General features: G+C 56.9%; 15 protein-coding genes. 5 read left to right on the top strand and 10 right to left on the bottom strand.

Translation table 11 applies throughout. The annotated features are described in order from the left end of the window. Positions 1–63 precede the first annotated feature (63 nt). From G163CM_RS11345 to G163CM_RS11310, 8 genes are all read right to left on the bottom strand, one after another. Positions 64–1,179, bottom strand: a complete 1,116-nt coding sequence (locus G163CM_RS11345; RefSeq protein WP_231828251.1) for a YbdK family carboxylate-amine ligase — start codon at positions 1,177–1,179, stop codon at positions 64–66. A 67-nt stretch (positions 1,180–1,246) separates the two neighbouring features. Further along, positions 1,247–1,948, bottom strand: a complete 702-nt coding sequence (locus G163CM_RS11340; RefSeq protein WP_231828249.1) for an ABC transporter ATP-binding protein — start codon at positions 1,946–1,948, stop codon at positions 1,247–1,249. Further along, on the bottom strand, positions 1,935–2,771 hold the full coding sequence (locus tag G163CM_RS11335; protein WP_231828248.1) for an ABC transporter ATP-binding protein: 837 nt from the start codon (positions 2,769–2,771) through the stop codon (positions 1,935–1,937). Before G163CM_RS11335 ends, G163CM_RS11340 begins: the two co-directional genes overlap by 14 nt. Beyond that, positions 2,764–3,597 (bottom strand): ABC transporter permease, encoded by an 834-nt coding sequence (locus G163CM_RS11330; RefSeq protein WP_231828246.1) that lies wholly within the window; start codon positions 3,595–3,597, stop codon positions 2,764–2,766. Before G163CM_RS11330 ends, G163CM_RS11335 begins: the two co-directional genes overlap by 8 nt. Further along, the gene (locus tag G163CM_RS11325) at positions 3,597–4,634 is read right to left on the bottom strand and encodes an ABC transporter permease (RefSeq protein WP_231828245.1); all 1,038 of its coding nucleotides are present in this window, start codon (positions 4,632–4,634) and stop codon (positions 3,597–3,599) included. Before G163CM_RS11325 ends, G163CM_RS11330 begins: the two co-directional genes overlap by 1 nt. 75 nt (positions 4,635–4,709) lie before the next feature. Next, positions 4,710–6,278: an ABC transporter substrate-binding protein gene (locus tag G163CM_RS11320; protein WP_231828244.1), complete on the bottom strand. Its 1,569-nt coding sequence runs from the start codon at positions 6,276–6,278 to the stop codon at positions 4,710–4,712. Between the two features lie 164 nt (positions 6,279–6,442). Further along, positions 6,443–8,008 (bottom strand): AbgT family transporter, encoded by a 1,566-nt coding sequence (locus G163CM_RS11315; protein ID WP_231828243.1) that lies wholly within the window; start codon positions 8,006–8,008, stop codon positions 6,443–6,445. Positions 8,009–8,196: 188 nt separating this feature from the next. Continuing rightward, the gene (locus tag G163CM_RS11310) at positions 8,197–9,099 is read right to left on the bottom strand and encodes a LysR family transcriptional regulator (protein WP_231828242.1); all 903 of its coding nucleotides are present in this window, start codon (positions 9,097–9,099) and stop codon (positions 8,197–8,199) included. A gap of 176 nt (positions 9,100–9,275) precedes the next feature. On the opposite strand from G163CM_RS11310, the gene G163CM_RS11305 reads away from it, so the two are divergent. Together G163CM_RS11305 and G163CM_RS11300 are read left to right on the top strand one after the other, a co-directional pair. Next, complete coding sequence (locus G163CM_RS11305; protein ID WP_231828241.1) at positions 9,276–10,025, top strand: SDR family NAD(P)-dependent oxidoreductase; 750 nt, start codon at positions 9,276–9,278, stop codon at positions 10,023–10,025. Between the two features lie 132 nt (positions 10,026–10,157). Beyond that, entirely contained in the window at positions 10,158–11,258 is a 1,101-nt protein-coding gene (locus tag G163CM_RS11300) for an NADH:flavin oxidoreductase/NADH oxidase (RefSeq protein ID WP_231828240.1), read from the top strand. A gap of 39 nt (positions 11,259–11,297) precedes the next feature. Here G163CM_RS11300 and entD read toward each other — a convergent pair whose 3' ends face one another. Further along, complete coding sequence (gene entD, locus G163CM_RS11295; protein ID WP_231828239.1) at positions 11,298–11,951, bottom strand: enterobactin synthase subunit EntD; 654 nt, start codon at positions 11,949–11,951, stop codon at positions 11,298–11,300. 55 nt (positions 11,952–12,006) lie between these two features. Further along, positions 12,007–14,247 (bottom strand): TonB-dependent siderophore receptor, encoded by a 2,241-nt coding sequence (locus G163CM_RS11290; RefSeq protein WP_231828238.1) that lies wholly within the window; start codon positions 14,245–14,247, stop codon positions 12,007–12,009. 252 nt (positions 14,248–14,499) lie between these two features. On the opposite strand from G163CM_RS11290, the gene fes reads away from it, so the two are divergent. Genes fes through entF form a run of 3 tightly spaced genes read left to right on the top strand, consistent with a single transcriptional unit; the run spans position 14,500 to position 19,834 of the window. Continuing rightward, positions 14,500–15,714 (top strand): enterochelin esterase, encoded by a 1,215-nt coding sequence (fes, locus tag G163CM_RS11285; protein ID WP_231828236.1) that lies wholly within the window; start codon positions 14,500–14,502, stop codon positions 15,712–15,714. 29 nt (positions 15,715–15,743) lie between these two features. Next, on the top strand, positions 15,744–15,962 hold the full coding sequence (locus tag G163CM_RS11280; protein ID WP_015965428.1) for an MbtH family protein: 219 nt from the start codon (positions 15,744–15,746) through the stop codon (positions 15,960–15,962). Continuing rightward, positions 15,959–19,834: an enterobactin non-ribosomal peptide synthetase EntF gene (gene entF, locus G163CM_RS11275; RefSeq protein WP_231828234.1), complete on the top strand. Its 3,876-nt coding sequence runs from the start codon at positions 15,959–15,961 to the stop codon at positions 19,832–19,834. Before G163CM_RS11280 ends, entF begins: the two co-directional genes overlap by 4 nt. Positions 19,835–19,848 lie beyond the last annotated feature (14 nt).

Genomic DNA, 19,848 nt, shown 5'->3' with positions numbered 1-19,848 from the left:
CTTGTGCGATGAGCGGGAGGGCAAAATAGCGCGTAATCCCGCTCATGCAAAGGCTTTCTGTGCTTACGCCGCCCAGGTGTCGCAGTGCTGTTGTACCAGGGTTATCAGCGAGCCGCCACCGGCGATAAACTCGCGCATGCGTTGGGCTTCACTTTTTCCGTGTTTCACCATCAACGCCAGTTCTTCAAGCGCGCTGCCGCCACGGTGTTGATCGGCATACGGTTGCAACTGTTCCAGCAGCGTCTCCAGTTCATGGGCGATGGTGTGTTGTTCGCCGCTGGCAACATCTGTCACCACACCCTGTAGACCATAACGGCAGGCCTGGAAGCGATTGAATTTATACAGCAGGTAATCCTGCGGGCCGGGTTTATGTGGCCGTTTTTCAAGCAACCAGTGCGCCAGCGCCTGAATAAGCCCGGCCATGTTGACCGCGTGGCCGAGGGTGAGCGGCGTATCCATGACGCGCACCTCCACCGTGCCAAAATGGGGGCTGGGGCGAATATCCCAGTGTAAGTCTTTAATGCTGTCGACCATGCTGGTGTAGCTGAGCTGGCGAAACAGTCGGGTAAACTCCTGCCAGTTTGCTGCCCAGGGCATGGGGCCGTTATCGGGAAAAGCCGAGAAAATGTTGAGCCGCGCGCAGGCGAAGCTGCTGTCGGCACCTTGCAGATAGGGCGACGCGGCGCTAAGCGCAATCAGATGCGGAACGTACCGCGAAAGGCCATGCAGCAGATACAGCGCATCGTCGCCGTTAGTACAGCCGACATGCACGTGTTGACCGAACACCGTCGCCTGGCGGGCCAGGTAACCGTAAGCTTCCAGCGTGTGCTGGTAACGCGGGTTATCGCCCACTTCCTGACTTTGCCAGCGCTGGAAAGGATGCGTGCCGCCGCCGCAAATTTTGACATGCTGCTCTGACGCCGCGCGCAGCACAGCGCGCTGGATGGCGGCAAGCTGGGTGGCGGCCTGGTGGATATCGTCACACACACCTGTCGCCACCTCCAGCATACTGTTGGTGATGTCATGCTTGATTTCCCCCTGCGTCACACCGCGGCTGGCGGCGGCTATCAGGGCGGATGAGTCCTGGCAAAGATCGTAACCTGGCGGGTTAATGACCTGAAGCTCGAGCTCAATGCCGAGCGTAAAAGGCGCAGAAACATGAAAGTCAGGTAAAGGCATAGTCGTCTCACGGTGGTAACTGATGCCTTTAGTATAGGTGGCGAAAAATCTTGCGCCTGGCTGACCTTTACATTCTGTGTTCGCCGTTTTGCAGGGCCGGGCGATCGTAAAATCGCTGAATCACACCATCTGCCATAAACGCCGCGCGATCGGACATATGCGCTATTACATCGGCATCGTGGCTCACCAGTAAATAGGTTAACCCATGCGCTTTTTTCAGGCGATTCAGCAGATTGAGGATCTCCGCCTGAATCGACATATCCAGCGCCGAAGTGGGTTCATCCAGCAGGAGAAGCTGTGGACGAAGTAGCAGGGCGCGGGCGATGGCGACTCGCTGGCGCTGGCCACCAGAAAGCTGATGCGGATAGCGCGTAGCGGCATCGGCGGGTAAACCCACCTGCATCAGCGCGGTGCTGACCTGCGCGTCTGGTTGCGTTTCTCCGTGGATTTTCAACGGTTCGGCAAGCGTGCGATAGATGGTGTGGTTGGGATGCAACGAGGCGTAAGGGTCCTGAAAAACCATTTGGACATTACGCCGCAATGTCCCCTGAAAACGTTGCCCTGGCGCGATGCTTGTTTCGAATAACGAGACGCGACCGTGCCATTCGCGTTGCAACCCGGCAATGACGCGCAGAAGAGTGGATTTCCCGCAGCCCGACTCGCCAATCAGGCTGAAGGTTTCACCGGCCTCGACGCTGAAGGTGGCGGCGCTAACGGCGGTTTTTGCGCCAAACTGCACCTGAACATCGTGAATATCAACGATCGACATGGGTCTGTTCCTTCAGCAAAGCGCGGCGATCCAGCGTGGGTAACATCTGGCCATAGGTCTGCGCATTCGGACGACAGGTCCAGAGTGTGCGTGTATAGGGATGTGTCGCGTGCGGAAGCTCGCTGGCTGCCAGCTCATCTATTTTTTCGCCCTGATACATCACCAGCACACGCTGGCAATGCTCAGCCACCAGCGGCAGATCGTGGCTAATCAGCAACATCGCCATTTGCCGCTGTTCACACTGTTCCACCAGAAGCTCGAGGATTTGATTACGCAGGCGCGCATCCAGCGCAGAGGTGGGTTCATCGGCAATCAGGACCTTTGGGTCATTAATTAAAGCAATCGCACTCATGACGCGCTGGCCCATTCCGCCGGATAGCTCTCCGGGATAACGGTTGAGTACGCTGTCATCCAGCCCCACCGCGCGGATGGCCTCATGGATTTTCTCACGCCGCAGACGTCGGCTGAGTGATTGATGCAGGGTTAGCGCTTCTTCAACTTGAGCATAAATTGTTTTTACCGGATTCAGCGCGTAGCGCGGATCCTGAAGCACCATCGCAATGTCATTACCGCGCAGATGTCGCCAACCGCGCGCGTTGAGATCCAGCAGATTATGCCCGAGCACCTGTAACGTATCCGCCTGAACGCGCCCCGGCTGGCGCACCAGCCCCATCAGCGCGCGGGCGGTCATCGATTTACCGGAACCCGACTCGCCCACCAGTGCAAGGCGTTCATTGCCAACGGAAAAACTGACGTTATTCAACACGCGGGCACCGGGGTAGTCGATGGTTAATCCCTGAACATTCAGGCGTTGTTCAATCATGTTGCGGCTCCAGAATATCGCGTAATCCATCACCCAGCAGATTAAACGCCAGGCTTGCCAGTAAAATAATGGCACCGGGCGCGGCGGCAACCCACCACTGGTCGAAAATAACCTGCATGCCGTCGGCAATCATGGCACCCCATTCCGACATGGGCGGTCGAGCGCCCAGCCCGAGGAAACCTAACCCCGCGGCGGCTAAAATTATCCCGGCTAAATCAAGGGCCAGACGCACAATCGCGGAAGGAAGACACAGTGGCAGGATATGGCCAAACAGCAAGCGTCCGCCGCGAATGCCCATCATTTCAGCGGCAGCGAGATAATCGCTGTGGCGCAGACGCTGTATTTCCGTTCGTGCCTGACGCGCGTAAGCCGGCCAGGTAGTGAGCGCCAGCGCCAGTGCGCCATTCACCAGCCCCGGCCCCAGCATAGCGACGAACGCAAACGCCAGAATCAGCCTCGGCATTGACATAACGATGTCCGTAATGCGCATCAGAATTCGCTCCAGCCATCCGCCGTAATAGCCGGAAAGAATGCCCACCAACAACCCAAGCGGAAGCGTAATGGCGGTAACCAGCGCCACCAGACCCAGCGCAGGGCGGCTACCGTAAATCAGACGCGAAAGGAGATCGCGCCCGTAACTGTCTGTACCCAGCCAGTGCTGCGCGGACGGCGCCTGTAAGCGTGCTGCGGCATCCTGCCAGTTTGGATCGAAAGGTGCCAGCCACGGGGCAAATAGCGCCGTTAGCAGCAGTAAAACGATAATAATCAGCCCGGCAAAAGCGGCAGGTGAACGGCGCAGACGGCGCAAAAAACGAGTCAGCGGCATTAGCGAATCCTCGGGTCAGTCAGGCGCACCAGCAGGTCCGTAAGATTGTTAATTAACACAAAGCAGACGCCAATCAGCAGCGTACCGCCCATAATCGCCGTCGCGTCGCCCGCGAAAAGTGCAGTGGTGAGATAGCGACCAATGCCTGGCCAGGAGAAAACCGTCTCGGTTAACACGGCACCTTCCAGCATGCTGGTCCAGGCGAGGGCGATAACGGTCAGCAATGTTCCGCGAATATTGGGCAAAACGTGGCGCAGTAGAATGGTCATCTCACCCGCACCTTTCGCGCGCGCCAGCAAAATGTACTCTTTGTTCATTTCGCTAAGACAGGCGGAGCGCGTTAAACGCGTAATGCTCGCCAGTGCGTAATAGGCCAGCAGCAAGACAGGCAATACCAGGTGGCTTAGCGCATTTTTAAACGCGCCTGCATCGCCGGAAAGAGCAGTGTCAATGAGCGCGAATCCGGTACGAGGCTCAACGGTATATTGATAAATATCGTCCAGCCGTCCTGGCCCGACGCTCCACTGTAGCCGCGCATAAAACAGCGCCAGCATCAGCAGGCCGAGCCAAAAAATGGGTACAGAATTCCCCAGCAGGGTGAAGGTGCGAACCGCCAGGTCCCACGGTGAACCGGCATAGCGGGCACAAAGCACGCCCGCGACGACGCCGAGTAGGGCGCCGACAATCAGCGCCAGTGTGGCCAGCTCAAGCGTGGCGGGGAAAACCGAGAGCAAATCCTGTAATACCGGTTGTCCGGTTGAACTGGCGATGCCAAGGTCGCCATGCGCCAGATTCACCAGGTAGTGCCAGAACTGGATCACTAAAGGTTGATCGAGCCCAAGCTGGTGGCGCATTTGATCGTACGTTGACTGGCTGGCGTGATCGCCGACGATTTGCAAAACCCGATCCACCGGCGAAAGGGCCGACAGCGCGAAAGTGATCAGCAGTAAACCGAAGAGCGTCAGACACAGGGTGAGAAGCCCCTGAGATAACGCAATCAGCGTGCTTTTTGTTCTGTTGGGAGAAACGACAGACATGACGGTTCCGTATTGTAATTCATCAGCAGAAGGCCCGACAGCTTCACGCCATCGGGCCCGCATCAGGACAGGTTATTACTTGGTTATGCGATCGTACCAGACCATATCGGCGTTCAGACCTTGCTGATAGCCTTTCACGTTATCCCGTACCACAATCTGCGTTTTACCCTGATCGACGAAAACATAAGGGGAGTTATGTTGCAGCTCTTCCTGCATTTTTTTATACAGATCAAGACGTTTAGCCGGATCCGGTTCCGCTACCGCTGCCAGCGTGGCTTTGTTCAGTTCTGGATTTTTCCAGCCATTCAGACCCGCTACGGTGCTCGATTTACCGTCATTCCAGGCGAAGGAGCTGGCATTGGAGTGCGCATCGAAGTAGTCAGGCAGCCACATGCGAATGGCGGCCTGATGCTGATGCGCACGCACACGGGCGTAAACCTGGCTGCCTGCGGCGGGCAGCAGGTCAATCTTAATGCCGCCCTGTGCAAAGCTTGCCTGCATGGACTGGGCGATGGTGATAAACGGCGGCTTGTTCTCTACATCCAGCGTGAAGTGGGCGTCTTTGATCCCCGCTTTTTCAAGGATCGCTTTCGCTTTTGCCGGGTCAAATTTGAACGGCTGCGTTTCCAGTGCGCCAGGGAAGCCGACAGGCAGGAAGCTCTGGTGAATAAAGTACTGCCCCTTAAGCAAATCTTTGGTAATGCCTTCGTAATCGACCAGCCAGCGCGATGCTTCCCACAGCGCCGGGTTGTTAAGCAGCGGATTGGCGCTGTTGGCGGTGTTAAATGCCAGGTAATTCTGCTCAGCGGACGGGATACTGATAACTTTGACGCCCGGTTTGCCCGACAGCGCGTTAATGTTATCCGCCCCGAGATCGCGGGCGATATCCGCATCACCCTGCTGGATAAGCAGGCGACGCGATGCGGGGTCCGGCACGTTTTTGATAATTACGTTCGCCAGTTTCGGCGCCCCGGCAGGTGAGCCCGGGTTCGCCGCCAGCACGATGGCCTGATGCGGTTGATAGACGCGCATTTTGTACGCGCCGCTGCCCGCAGAGTGCATTTTCAGCCAGGCGTTACCGAAGTCACCGTCTTTCACATTGGCAGACACCAGCTTTTCATCGACGATTGACGCGATTGGCGTAGAGATAATATTCAGCGCTACCGCCGGGCTGACGTCCGCCGTCCAGTGCAGTTGCACCGTGTGGTCATCCACTTTTTTCACCTGGCTGGCAATATTGTCCGCCTGCCAGCCCAGCACATTAAGGATAAACGCCGGGGATTTATTGAGGGTCACCGCGCGGGTGTACGAGAAGATAATATCTTCCGGGCGAACCGGGTTGCCGGATGCAAACTTAGCGTCGCTTTTCAGTTTGATGGTCAGCGTTTTCGCTGCCGGGTCGGCCTGCCAGCTTTCGGCCAGAACGGGGGTTACTTTTTCCGGATTATCGCGGTCTGGCTGCACCAGACGTTGATAAATACTCGGCACGGTTTGGATGCTGGAAAGCTCGTTCGCTTCTGCCGGATCAAGGCTGACAATATCATCCAGCCCTTGCGCCACAATCAGCGTATCGGGCGGTGTAGCGGCGTGTACGTTGGCGGTCAGTGCACTCAGCACCAGGAGGGGCAGTAATTTTTTAACCATGATCAATCCCTGTGAAAACGTATTTTATGATGTTATCCCGCCACCTTAGCGCCGAGACTATTTTCCCGTAAAGTCATAATTAAGATTAACTTAGCGAAAAGGGTGATGAGGTGAGGGCAGGGAATAAAAAAGGGCGCATGATGCGCCCTTGAAGAGATCTGGGGTTAACCTGCACTCCAGGTGTACGGCGCGGCGACGCCGAGCGGCATCCCCAGCCCCCACCAGGCCAGCAGGAACAGGCTCCAGCTAATAAAGAAGGCGATGGAGTACGGCATCATCATTGATACCAGCGTACCGACGCCCGCGCCCTTCACATAGCGCTGGCAATAGACCACCACCAGCGGGAAGAAGACCATTAGCGGGGTGATAATATTGGTACTGGAGTCCCCGATACGAAACGCCGCCTGAGTCAGTTCCGGAGAGATCCCCACGGCAATCAGCATCGGTACCATAATCGGCGATAACAGGCCCCACTTCGCGGATGCGGAACCAATCAGCAGGTTCACGGCGGCGGTCAGCAGGATCATGCCGATAATCGTCGCTTCGCCCGGCAGCTCCATCGCTTTCAGGCCATCCGCGCCGACCAGCGCCAGCAGTGTGCCAATGTTCGAGTCGCTGAACGCTTTAATAAACATGGCGCAGAAGAACGCCATCACCATGTATGAGCCCATTTTACTCATCGAGTCATTCATCGACGCGATGACATCTTTCCCGGTTTTAAAGGTGCCGGATGCAAAGCCGTACACAATCCCCGGCAGGATGAAGATCAGGAAAATCAGCGGCACGATGGATTTCATGATCGGCGCACTGTAAGAGGTGAGCGAGCCGTCGGTTCCGCGCAGCATGGAACCTTCCGGCCAGGCCGCTGCCGCCAGCGCCGCGAGGCCCAGCAGCATGACCAGCGACGCGCGATTAAAGGCGCGGCTCTCTTTGTCTGAGACGCTGGACATATCCTCTTCATGCTGATAATCGCCGTCGATGGTCATTTTGCTGACGCGCGGCTCAACGATGCGCTCGGTGACCCACCAGCCGACCAGGGTAATCAGAATCGAAGAGGCAATTCCGAAGAAGAGGTTACATAAGGTGTTGACGGTGTAGGTGCTGTCGAGCAGTTGTGCTGCGGCCTGGGTAAAGCCCTGCAACAGCGCATCGTTCCCGGTGGGCACCATATTAGCGGCAAACCCGCCCGATACGCCCGAGAACGCTGCGGCGATCCCCACCAGCGGGTGACGTCCGGCGGACATAAAGATAATTGCGCCCAGCGGGATCACCAGCACGTAGCCCGCATCCGCCGCCACGTGGCTGAACATCGCGACAAAAATCAGCATCGGCGTCAGCAGTTTCTTTGGCGTCACGCGCAGCATCTTCTTTAGGCCGACGTTAATAAAGCCGGAGCTTTCCGCTACGCCAACGCCGAGCATCGCCACCAGCACAATACCGAGCGGGGCGAAGGTGGTGAACGTCGTCACCATATTGGCCAGCGTGTTGGTGAGCGCTTCAGCAGAGAGCAGGTTGTTAACCTGAACGGTCTCCTGCGTCATGGGATTAACAACATCAAAGGTCATCAACGACAGGACCGCAGACAGCCCCATCACGACCAGTAAAAAGTAGAAAAAGATCAGCGCCGGTTCAGGAAGTTTATTCCCGGCGCGTTCAATCGCATTGAGGAAACCGTTCATCAGACGGCTTTCACCGGCCCCGTTCCCTGGTGTTGTTATGTTTGTACTCATTCGCTTCCCTTAACACTGACAAAGTGTTTCATAATTTGTCTGAATGTATCATGGGGATGATAGGGGTAATTGCGCGGCTAAACTATCTTTTTTGCCCACAAAAACTCGACGAATGTCTGATTTATTTACTCACTATGCTGATTATTCGGTAATTGTTGGTGGATTACTCGGTGTGATCGAGTGGTCTATTACTTTACCGCCCCCGAAAACGCGTCATTCAGCCACTCGACAAACACGCGCAGCCGATGAGGAAGGTGCCGGTTTTGCGCGTACACCACATAAAAGGGATACGAAGCGGGTCGCCAAGGACGGAGGATCTCCAGGACTTCACCGCTGGCGAGCTGATTTCTCAGTGAATAGGTGAACGTCTGGATAATGCCTAACCCCGCCTCGACGGCGGCAATGTGTGCGTTGCTTTCGTTGATGCCCAGGTGATGCTCCGTTTTCATCTCGGTCAAGATGTCGTTGTGCTTAAAGCGAAACGGAAATGCGCGGCCGCTGGCGGGGGAAAGGTAGCTAATCAGGCGATGCCCGTTTTTGAGTTCATCAGGATAGGCAGGCGTGCCGTAGCGCCGAAGGTAATCGGGTGTGGCGCAGGTGATCAACGTCGCCTCACCTATTTTACGGGCGATCAGCGTTGAATCTTCCAGCACGCCGCCCCGGATTGCGCAGTCAATATTTCCGCTAATAAGATCTGAGGGTTTATCCGCCACGGCCAGGTCAATACAGATATCTGGATAGGCTGCCATGAAATCGGCCAGCAGCGGAATCAGGATATCCCTGGCGGTTGAGCCGCCCACGGCGATTCGCAGGTGACCCTTAATATTCGTTGTCGATGTCTTAAATGCGGCATCGACCTCTTCCAGGGCATTCAGGATTTCCCGCGCTTTTTCATAGTACGCCTCACCTTCAGGCGTAACCGTAATACGCCGCGTCGTCCGTTGCAGCAGGCGAATGCCCAGGTGAGATTCCAGCTGTTGAATTGTTTTGCTAATCGTTGCGTTAGGCATATTCAGCGAGTCGGCGGCACGCGTAAAACTGTTGGCTTCAACCACGCGGATAAAAACGTTAAGCGCTAAAAATCGGTCCATTATTATTCCTGACTCTGCTTCGAGATTATTCACCCCTGTGAAGAGTGTTTTCTTATTTGCCCTGTTTTTCCGCCTGAGTGAGTGCGATTACAGTACTCACGAGCTTAGCAACCTGGTCGTTGCGCTAAGTCGAAGACTCAACTGGCCTATTCAAACTTTAGTTAAGGAAGTGCACCATGAGTAAAAAACTGGCGGATAAAATTGCGTTAATCACCGGGGGAAGCACCGGTATCGGCCTGGCTGCAGCACAGGCGCTGGCTGAGCAGGGCGCAACAGTCTATATCACCGGCAGACGCCGTGAAGAACTTGATGCGGCGGTGGCGTTAATTGGCCCCTCCGCAAAAGGCATTCGCGCTGACGCGTCTAATTTAAACGATCTTGATACCGTATTCTCGACGATTACCAGCGAATCAGGGCAGCTGGATGTGCTGTTTGCCAATGCCGGGGGCGGTGACATGCTGCCGCTGGGGCAGATAACCGAAGCGCATTTTGACCGCATCTTCGGCACCAATGTGCGCGGTGTGCTGTTTACTGTGCAAAAAGCGTTGCCGCTGTTGCGTAAGGGCTCTTCCGTTATCCTTACGGGCTCGACGGCGGCGGTGAAAGGCACTGCGAACTTTAGCGTGTACAGCGCAAGTAAAGCCGCGTTACGTAGCCTGGTCCGTTCGTGGGCGCTCGACCTGAAAGATAGCGGCATCCGGATCAATGTGGTCAGCCCTGGCCCCATTCGCACGCCGGGTCTTGGCGGCCTGGTTCCCGAGGAGCATCGGCAGGGGCTGTTTGACGCGCTAGCGGCAGAGGTGCCGCTAGGCCGACTGGGTGAACCGGAAGAGGTCGGCAAAGCGGTGGTTTTCTTAGCCTCTGACGATGCGAGCTTTATCAATGCCGCAGAGATTTATGTTGATGGCGGGTTGGCGCAGATATAGCTGATGGGCGTCGCCGGGAAGATTATTGCCCTTTATAGGGCGTAAAGTGGGCTTCCCGGCTTTTTCTGGCGTACAGTGGATGGCATACATAATTGTATTGAAATCCCTCAGTCATCCCCTGGAGAAAAAGGTATGTCGCAACCCAAGCTGTTTACTCCTTTCCGCATTCGAAATCTTGAACTTGATAATCGTATCGTGATTGCCCCTATGTGCCAGTACTCGGCAACGGATGGCTGCATGAATGACTGGCATGTACAGCATTTAGGGCAGCTGGCGCAGTCGGGTGCAGGGTTACTGACCATTGAAGCGACGGCGGTTTCTCCCGAAGGGCGCATTACGTTCGCGGATGTGGGTCTGTACGACGATCGTTGCGAGGAAGCCATGGGCCGGGTGATTGCTTCCATTCGTCAGTGGTCAGATATGCCTATCGCAATCCAGTTGGCCCATGCGGGCAGGAAAGCGTCCACGTCCAAACCGTGGGAGCAAAAAGGGCCACTCGCGCCTGATGAAGAGGGTGGTTGGCAGACCGTCGCACCTTCCGCTATTCCCTACAACGAGGGGCATTCGACGCCTGCGGCACTGGATAGCGAAGGCTTAGAAACCGTGCGTCAGCAATTTGCGGAAGCTGCGAAACGTGCGGCCCGGCTGAATGTGGATCTTATCCAGATCCACGCCGCACATGGCTATCTGCTGCATCAATTTTTATCGCCGCTGTCGAATAACCGAACGGACAATTATGGCGGTTCTTTTGAGAATAGAGTCCGATTCCCACTGGAAATCTTTGATGTCGTTCGCGCCGCGTTCCCGGCGGACAAAGCAATCAGCGTACGCATCTCGGCAACCGACTGGGTTGAGGGCGGGTTCAACATTGAGGAAGCGGTCGAATTTTCCAGACTGCTGGAAGAACGCGGGGTGGATGCAATACATGTTTCCAGCGGTGGTTTGCATCCTGAACAGCAGATTGACGTTTTCCCAGGCTACCAGGTGCCGCTGGCCCGGGCGGTGAAATCAGCCGTTAACATCCCGGTCGTCGCGGTGGGATTAATTACCGAGCCAGAACATGCCGAGTCAATCGTGGCGGGCGGTGATGCTGATTTTATCGGGCTCGCGCGCGGTGTACTTTATAACCCAAGATGGCCATGGCATGCCGCGGCGGCGCTGGGTGCGCAGATTCATGCGTCGAATCAATATCTTCGCTGCCAGCCACACAGTCTGAAGCATTTATTTAAATAGTCAGGGGGGCGCGATGCGAGACAACGTATCGCGCTTTCATTAAAGAGGAGTAACCGTACAGGTCACCACCTCATCGCCCTTCACCTCATAAGCCACGCAGATTTCCTTCCCGACAAGCTGGGCTGAAAACGCCGACGTTAAGCGCAGACAAAGCGAATTCTCATCAATCGCGGTCATCTCTGCCGCCGCAAATCCCGGGCAGGGTTCCGCGTGTGAAGAGTACGCTTTATAGACGCTCTCTTTGGCGGAGAACGCCAGCGTCAGGGCAATCGCAAAAGGCAGGCCGCTGGTTTGCAGGCGGAAAATTTCCGCAGGCGAGGCAATCTGCGTCGCCACTTCGGCGGCCAGCTGCGAGCTGAAAATATGCTCGATATCGATGCCGACGGGCGTTGGGGAAACGGTGGCTATCGCCCGTTTTCCGCTGTGACTGATGCTGCCAAAAATGCCTTCCGGCCACAGTGGCTGGCGCTGTTCACCTATGCCAGGAATGGCTTTCAGGCCCAAAGGTTGTAGCGCGTACGCGGCGGCAATCCGCCCGGCAAGATGTTCAATCCGGCGTTTTTTGCCAAAATGCGCCAGGTCGGCGTGATGCGGTAACCACAGCAAATCGCCGTCGCTAAAGGTTTCAGGCTGAAAATCGATACGGTGCAGAAGATGGTGGGCGAGGGTAAATGTAGAATGGTTGGTTTGCATCTTTTCCCCATCATCCTCTCCCCTGGCGGGGAGAGGATCCGGAACAACATTACGATTAGAAGTGGGTGTTCACGCTCATAAACCAGGTACGGCCAGATTCGTTATAGGTATTCGCGCCTGCGCCATACATATAACTGCTGACACCATTGGTGACACCACCTGTGGTCTGGGCATTACCTTCACGCCAGTGGCGTTTATCGAAGACGTTATCCACGCCGCTGGTCAGGCTGACGTTTTTGGTGACATCCCAGGTCGCGCTCAGGCCAACGATGCTATAAGGGCTGACTTCTTCCGTTTCCGGGCCAGTGGCCGGTTGCCCTTTATAGTTGTATTTCTTCGGCTGCTGCTTGCCGTACCAGGTAAAGGTCGACTGCAAGGAGACATCCTGATGTACCTGCCAGCTCAGGGTTGAGTTCAGCGTGTACTCCGGAATGATCGACAGGCGATCGCCGGTCTCTTTGTTCTTACTTTGCAGCATGTAGGTGATGTTGTTGGTCCAGTTCACCGTTTCGCTAACCGGGATATTCAACGTTCCTTCAAGGCCTTCAACGACGGCTTTCGGTACGTTCTCCCATTTGTAGATATCGGTACCGCTGGCGTTGCTGGAAACCGCAGAGTAGCCCGCTTCGATTTTGTCGCGATAATCGTTACGGAACCAGGTCACACCGGCCAGCCAGCCATCGCGTTTGAACTCCAGACCAATCTCTTTGTTAATGCTGGTTTCTGCTTTCAGGTCGTCGTTACCCTGCAGATAGCACGCACCGCCGCTGGCGTAGCAACCCTGACCTTTACTGTAGAGAATATAGTTCGGGTTAGTTTGATACAGGCTCGGCGCTTTATAAGCACGCGCGATACCCATTTTCAACGTGAAGTCATCGCCCAGACCCTGAGAGAGGTTCAGCGACGGGCTCCAGTTGTTGCCGACGATGGTATGGTGGTCAAAACGCAGCGCTGGCGTCAGCATGGTGCTGTCGGTCAGCTCAATGTTGTCTTCGGCAAACAGAGAGAAAATCTCAGCCTGCGAATAAGGGCTGCGGTTAGTGCTGGTTGCGCCCGGAACGTCGCCGCCCATAAAGGTTTGGGTGTTAGAACCTAAATCTTTCATGCGCTGCTGGTTCCATTCGGTGCCCAGCGTCAGGTTCTGATTCACCAGCAGGTCGAGCGGAATGCTCACTTCGCTGTGCAACATCAGATCGGCCAGATCGATATTCACATAGTCGTTGGTGGAGAAGATCCCTTCCGTACCGCCCGCCAGACCTTCACCTTTACGGGAGTTGCGCGTGTGCTCGTACTGTACCCAGTTGCTGGTGGTCACGCCGTTATCCCAGCCGCCGTTCCAGGTGACAGAGTAATTCTGACGATAAAGACGGTTAGTCTCTTTGCCGTAGTTATCTTTCACCAGTTGGTTACTGTTGGTGTTCTGGGTATCACCCGCATACAGGTTGCCCTGGCGGCTGTAGCCCGCTTCGAACTCCAGAGACTGCATCGGCGCAAAGTCCCAGCGTACCTGGCCGTTGATATCTTTGTTGATGACGCCTTCACGACCTGCGGGCAGCGTATCGGAGTAAATGCCGGTACGTTCAGACTGATGGCCTTTGTTGATATCCCACGCATCCGCCTGGGTTTTATCGAGGTTACCGTACAGACGGAAGCTGAAATCGCCGCCCATCGGGCCGCTCAGGCTAAAGTTGGTACGCTTGGTGGAGCCTTCGTCTTTGTGCTCTGGCACATTGAAGTAGGTATCCCACGACCCGTGCCACTCGTTACCGCCTTTCTTAGTGATGATATTCACCACGCCGCCCGCTGCGCCGTTACCATAACGGGCTGCCGCCGGGCCGCGAATGACTTCAATACGTTCGATCATCTCCGGCGGTACCCAGCTGGTATCGCCACGGGTATCACGCTCGCCGCGCCAGCCCTGACGCACAGAGTTACGGCTGCTCACCGGTTTACCGTCAATCAGGATCAGGGTGTTTTCCGGGCCCATGCCGCGAATATCAATCTGGCGGTTGTTGCCGCGCTGGCCGCTGGTGGAGTTACCGGTCAGGTTGACGCCCGGCATGGTACGGATGATTTCAGACACATCGCGCGCCACCGGATTTTTACGGATTTCGTCAGCGGTAATGGTGGAAACACCGGGAGCCTGCAGGTTCTGCTGCGCGGCGGTGACGACCATCGTCTCGCCAGTGGATTCGGTTTCGCTGGTGGAGGCGGTCTCTGCGGCGTTGAGGGGGAAGGCGACGCCGTAGATACCCAAATTGACCAGTAAGGCCAGGGATTTGATCTTGTTATTCATCACTAATCCTGCTTTTCTTCGCCGTTCTCTCCACTTGCTCCATTCCCACGGGGAGGAGAGGCGGCATGAGTTGTGCCAGGGAACTGCGAAAGCTGCCGTCCATGGGGAAGAAAGCGGTTCCTGACAAATTTTTTATTTTGAAAGACATCTCTTGCGCGCCAATACGTTATTGCAAATGCAAATAGTTATCAATAATATTATCAATAGATTTTCACATGTAACAAAAAATTCCACACTAAACATGGGGTTAACGTGACGGAGAAGTTAAAGGCAGGAAGCGATGCCTGGTGGGCAACGATAAAAGGCCCGCAGTATGAACGTGTTGGCGATCGCTATCAGGTGACATTCTGGTGGCGAGACCCAGCGGGCACCGCGCAAACATCCCCTGTTCGTCGGGTGTGGATTTACATCACCGGCGTCACCGATCATCACCATAACTCCGCACCACAAACGCTGGAACGCCTGCCTCATACCGATGCCTGGTTCTGGAAAACGACGCTCCCCGCCACCTGGCGGGGAAGCTACTGCTTTGCCCCCTCTGAACGCGAAGATGATTTTCCGGCGGCGATTTTTAGCCAAAGCGTGCCGGACCGCGCGCTGCTGCGCGAAGGCTGGCGCAAGCTCCTGCCGCGTGCGGTGGCGGACCCGTTGAATCCGCAAAGCTGGAAGGGCGGGCGCGGTCATGCGGTATCGGCGCTGGAAATGCCCGAGGCCCCCGAACAGCCCGGATGGGCAACGCCTGCCGCGCACTGGGACGCGCCGCAGTGTATTGAGTGGCATAGCACAAAACTGAATAACACGCGGCGGGTATGGATTTTTACGACAGGCGAAGCCGATGCCAGCGACAGACCGCTGGCGGTACTGCTGGACGGCCAGTTTTGGGCAGAAAGCATGCCCGTTTGGCCCGCCCTGACGGCGTTAACCCAGTCAGGAAAACTGCCGCCTGCGGTCTATCTGCTAATAGACGTTATCGACAATGCGCACCGCAGCGTCGAACTGCCCTGCAACCCGGCATTCTGGCAGGCGCTACAACAGGAACTTCTGCAACAGGTACAAGCCATTGCACCGTTTAGCGATCGCGCCGATCGCACCGTGGTGGCCGGGCAAAGCTTCGGCGGCCTCGCGTCGCTTTACGCCGGGCTTTACTGGCCGGAGCGCTTTGGCTGCGTCCTGAGCCAGTCGGGATCGTACTGGTGGCCGCATCGCGGCGGCCAGGAAGAAGGGCTGATTTTGCAACGCCTCAAAAGCGGCGAGATACAGCCAACAGGATTGCGCATCGTGCTGGAAGCCGGCGTGCGTGAGCCGATTATCTTTCGCGCTAATCAGGCGCTTTTATCACAACTACAGCAAACACAGCAGTCGATTTTCTGGCGTCAGGTTGACGGCGGGCATGATGCGCTTTGCTGGCGTGGCGGGTTAACCGCAGGGCTGATGACGCTCTGGGAACCTTTGGTTCACGCCAACTAGCAAAGCACGATTAACGACAGGAGTTTGGTATGCAAGTTAGTAACCCCTTCGACGATGTTCAAGGGCAGTTTTATCTTCTGCAAAATGAACAGCAGCAGTTTAGCCTGTGGCCTGCACAGTGCGCGCTGCCTGCGGGCTGGCGCGTGATTAGCCAGCCGCAATCTATTGATGCCTGCAATGCCTGGCTCACGGATAACTGGTCGACATTGATTCCGTCGCATTATGCGTCTGAGAAGGGGGCTGCATGAGCCCGCGTTTATCGTTAGTTGCCGCCCAACCGGGGATCTGGATGGCGGAAAAACTCTCAACGTTACCAAATGCCTGGAGCGTGGCGCATTACGTTGAGCTGGAAGGCGAAGTGGATGGCGAACTGCTGGCGCGCGCGATTGTCGCCGGGGTGAATCAGGCCGATACGCTGCGTATGCGTTTTGGCGAGGACAACGGCGAGCCGTGGCAGCAGGTCGACGACAGCATGATGTTCCCAACGCCAGACGTACACGATCTTCGCGCTGATGCCGACCCGCACCAGGCCGCCATGAGCCTGATGCAGACCGATCTGGCGCAGAACCTGCGTCTGGAAAGTGGTAATCCGCTGCTGTGTCATCAACTCTATCGCGTTGGCGATCGCCGCTGGTACTGGTATCAGCGTTATCATCATTTACTGGTTGATGGCTTCAGCTTCCCGGCCATTACCCGCCAAATCAGCGAAATTTACCGCGCCTGGCAGCAGGGCGAACCGACGCCGGAATCACCCTTTACCCCGTTTGCGGAGGTGGTGGAGGAATACCAGCGCTATCGGGAAAGCGACGCGTATCAGCGTGATGGCGCATTCTGGCGCGAGCAGCGTCAATCGCTGCCGTCACCGGTCTCTCTCTCTCCCGTTCCGTTGCCGGGGCGCGCGGAAACCACCGATATCTGGCGGCTGAAACTGACTGCCGATCGCCACGCGTTTTCGCGTCTGGCCGCTGCCGCACCGCAGTGCCAGCGTGCCGATCTGGCGCTGGCATTGAGCGCGCTCTGGCTGGGGCGTTTATGCGGGCGCAGCGACTTTGCCGCCGGGTTTATCTTTATGCGACGCATGGGATCGGCGGCGTTAACCGCCACCGGACCGGTGCTGAACGTGTTGCCGCTCTCCGTCACCCTGAATGGCAAAGAAACGCTGGCAGAGCTGGCGGTGCGTCTATCCGGGCAACTGAAGAAAATGCGTCGTCATCAGCGTTACGATGCCGAGCAGATTGTGCGCGACAGCGGGCGTGCGGCGGGCGATGAACCGCTGTTTGGCCCGGTCTTTAACGTCAAAGTGTTTGATTACCATCTGGCGTTCACCGATGTCCAGGCCACCACGCACACGCTGGCGACCGGCCCGGTGAATGATCTCGAGCTGGCGTTGTTCCCGGATGAGTCGGGCGGCCTGACGCTGGAAGTCCTGGCAAATCAACAACGCTACGATGAGCCAACGCTGAAACGTCACATCGCGCGCCTTAGTGCTTTATTGCAGCAGTTTGCGGATAACCCGGCGTTGGCCTGTGGCGATGCGGATCTGCTCTCTGACGACGAATATGCGCAGTTAGAAAAAATAAACGCTACCGCCCGCGAAATCCCGGCAGCTACGCTGAATTCGCTGGTGGCAGAGCAAGCGGCCAAAACGCCAGATGCCCCGGCGCTGGCGGATGCGCGCTACCAGCTTAGCTATCGCGAACTGCGCGAGCAGACGCTGGCGCTGGCGCGACTGCTGCGTGCGCATGGCGTGCAGCCGGGCGATAGCGTCGCCGTGGCGCTGCCGCGCTCGGTGTTTTTAACGCTGGCGCTGCACGGCATCGTGGAAGCCGGAGCCGCATGGCTGCCGCTTGATACGGGCTATCCGGACGATCGCCTGAATATGATGCTGGAAGATGCGAAACCGAAACTGCTCATCACCTCGGCCGATCAGCGTCATCGTTTCCCGAACATCGAAAGCCTTTGCTACAACGAACCGCTGCCGGTAGATGGCGATGAGCCGCTGGCGCTCACCACGCCGCAGCAGACGGCTTATATCATTTTTACCTCGGGATCGACAGGCAGACCAAAAGGCGTGATGGTGGGCCATGAGGCCATCGTTAACCGCCTGCTGTGGATGCAGGACCACTATCCGCTTGGGGCGGATGACGTGGTGGCGCAGAAAACGCCGTGCAGTTTTGATGTCTCGGTATGGGAGTTCTGGTGGCCCTTTATTGCTGGGGCACAACTGGTGATGGCCGAGCCGGAAGCCCACCGCGACCCGCAGGCGATGCAGCAATTCTTCGCAGAATATGGCGTCACCACCACCCACTTTGTGCCGTCGATGCTGGCGGCGTTTGTCGCCTCGCTGACCCCAGAAACGGCACGTTGTTGCCGTACGCTCAAGCGCGTGTTCTGTAGCGGCGAAGCGCTGCCTGCGCAACTTTGCCGCGAGTGGGAACAGCTTACGCACGCTCCGCTGCATAATCTTTATGGCCCGACGGAAGCCGCCGTGGACGTCAGCTGGTATCCGGCGTTTGGCGAAGAGCTGGCGAATACCACTGGCCACAGCGTGCCGATTGGTTATCCGGTCTGGAATACCGGGTTACGCATTCTTGATGCGATGATGCGCCCGGTCCCGATGGGGATTGCGGGCGATCTTTATCTGACCGGCATTCAGCTGGCGCAAGGCTATCTGGGGCGACCCGATCTCACCGCCAGCCGCTTTATTGCCGATCCGTTTGCGCCGGGCGAGCGTATGTATCGCACCGGGGATGTCGCGCGCTGGCTGGAAAACGGCGCGGTGGAGTATCTGGGGCGCAGTGACGATCAGCTGAAAATTCGCGGCCAGCGTATTGAGTTGGGTGAAATTGACCGCGTAATGCAAAGCCTGCCGGATGTCGCACAGGCGGTCACCCATGCCTGCGTAATCAACCAGGCGGCAGCAACCGGCGGCGACGCGCGTCAGCTGGTCGGCTATCTGGTTTCGGAATCAGGTTTACCGTTAGATCGCGATGTATTACTGGCGCAACTGCGGGAACAACTGCCGCCGCATATGGTGCCGGTCGTGCTGCTTCAGCTGGATTCTCTGCCGCTGAGCGCTAACGGTAAGCTCGATCGTAAAGCCCTGCCGCTGCCACAGTTGACGGTGAGCACGCAAAGCCGTGAACCTCTGCCAGGCACGGAAACCCTGGTGGCACAGGCCTTCAGCGCGCTGCTCGGTTGCGAGATTAATGATGTGGAAGCTGATTTCTTCGCGCTGGGTGGCCATTCGCTGTTGGCGATGCGGCTTGCCGCGCAGTTGAGCCAGCAAACCGGGCGTCAGGTGACGCCGGGGCAGGTCATGGTGGCCTCCACGGTGAGCAAACTGAGCGTGCTGCTGGATGCTGAAAATGACGAACAGACGCAGCGTCTGGGTTATGAAACTCTGCTTCCGCTGCGTGAGAGCCACGGGCCAACGCTGTTCTGTTTCCATCCGGCTTCGGGTTTTGCCTGGCAATTCAGCGTGCTGGCGCGTTATCTGCCCGCAAACTGGTCGATAACCGGTATTCAGTCTCCGCGCCCGGAAGGGCCGATGCAGCAGGCGGCGACCCTGGACGAGGTTTGCGACCATCATCTTGCCACGCTGCTGGCGCAGCAACCGCATGGTCCGTACTATCTGTTCGGTTATTCGCTGGGCGGCACGCTGGCGCAGGGCATTGCTGCGCGGCTGCGTGCACGTGGTGAAGCGGTGGCATTCCTGGGATTACTCGATACCTGGCCGCCGGAAACGCAAAACTGGTCGGAGAAAGAAGCCAACGGTCTGGATCCGGAAGTGCTGGCTGAGATCGCCCGTGAGCGCGAGGCGTTTCTCGCCGCTCAGCAGGGGCAAGCCTCTGGCGAACTGTTTAATGCTATCGAAGGCAACTATGCCGATGCGGTGAGGTTGCTCACCACCGCGCACAGCGCCAGATTCGATGGCAAGGCGACGCTGTTTGTGGCTGAACGCACGTTACCGGAAGGTATGGATCCGCAGCAGGTCTGGGCGCCGTGGGTCGGTGAGCTGGAGGCCTATCGCCAGGATTGTGCCCACGTCGATATCATTTCGCCGCAGGCGTTTGTAACGATTGGGCCGATTCTGAAAGATATTCTCGGCAAACTGTAGTCATTTGCCCTCCC

It is taken from the genome of Pseudocitrobacter corydidari, assembly GCF_021172065.1.
Taxonomy (GTDB): Bacteria; Pseudomonadota; Gammaproteobacteria; order Enterobacterales; family Enterobacteriaceae; genus Pseudocitrobacter; species Pseudocitrobacter corydidari.
The sequence above is the reverse complement of the archived record's forward strand: the minus strand, read 5'-3'. Positions and strand labels throughout refer to the sequence as shown.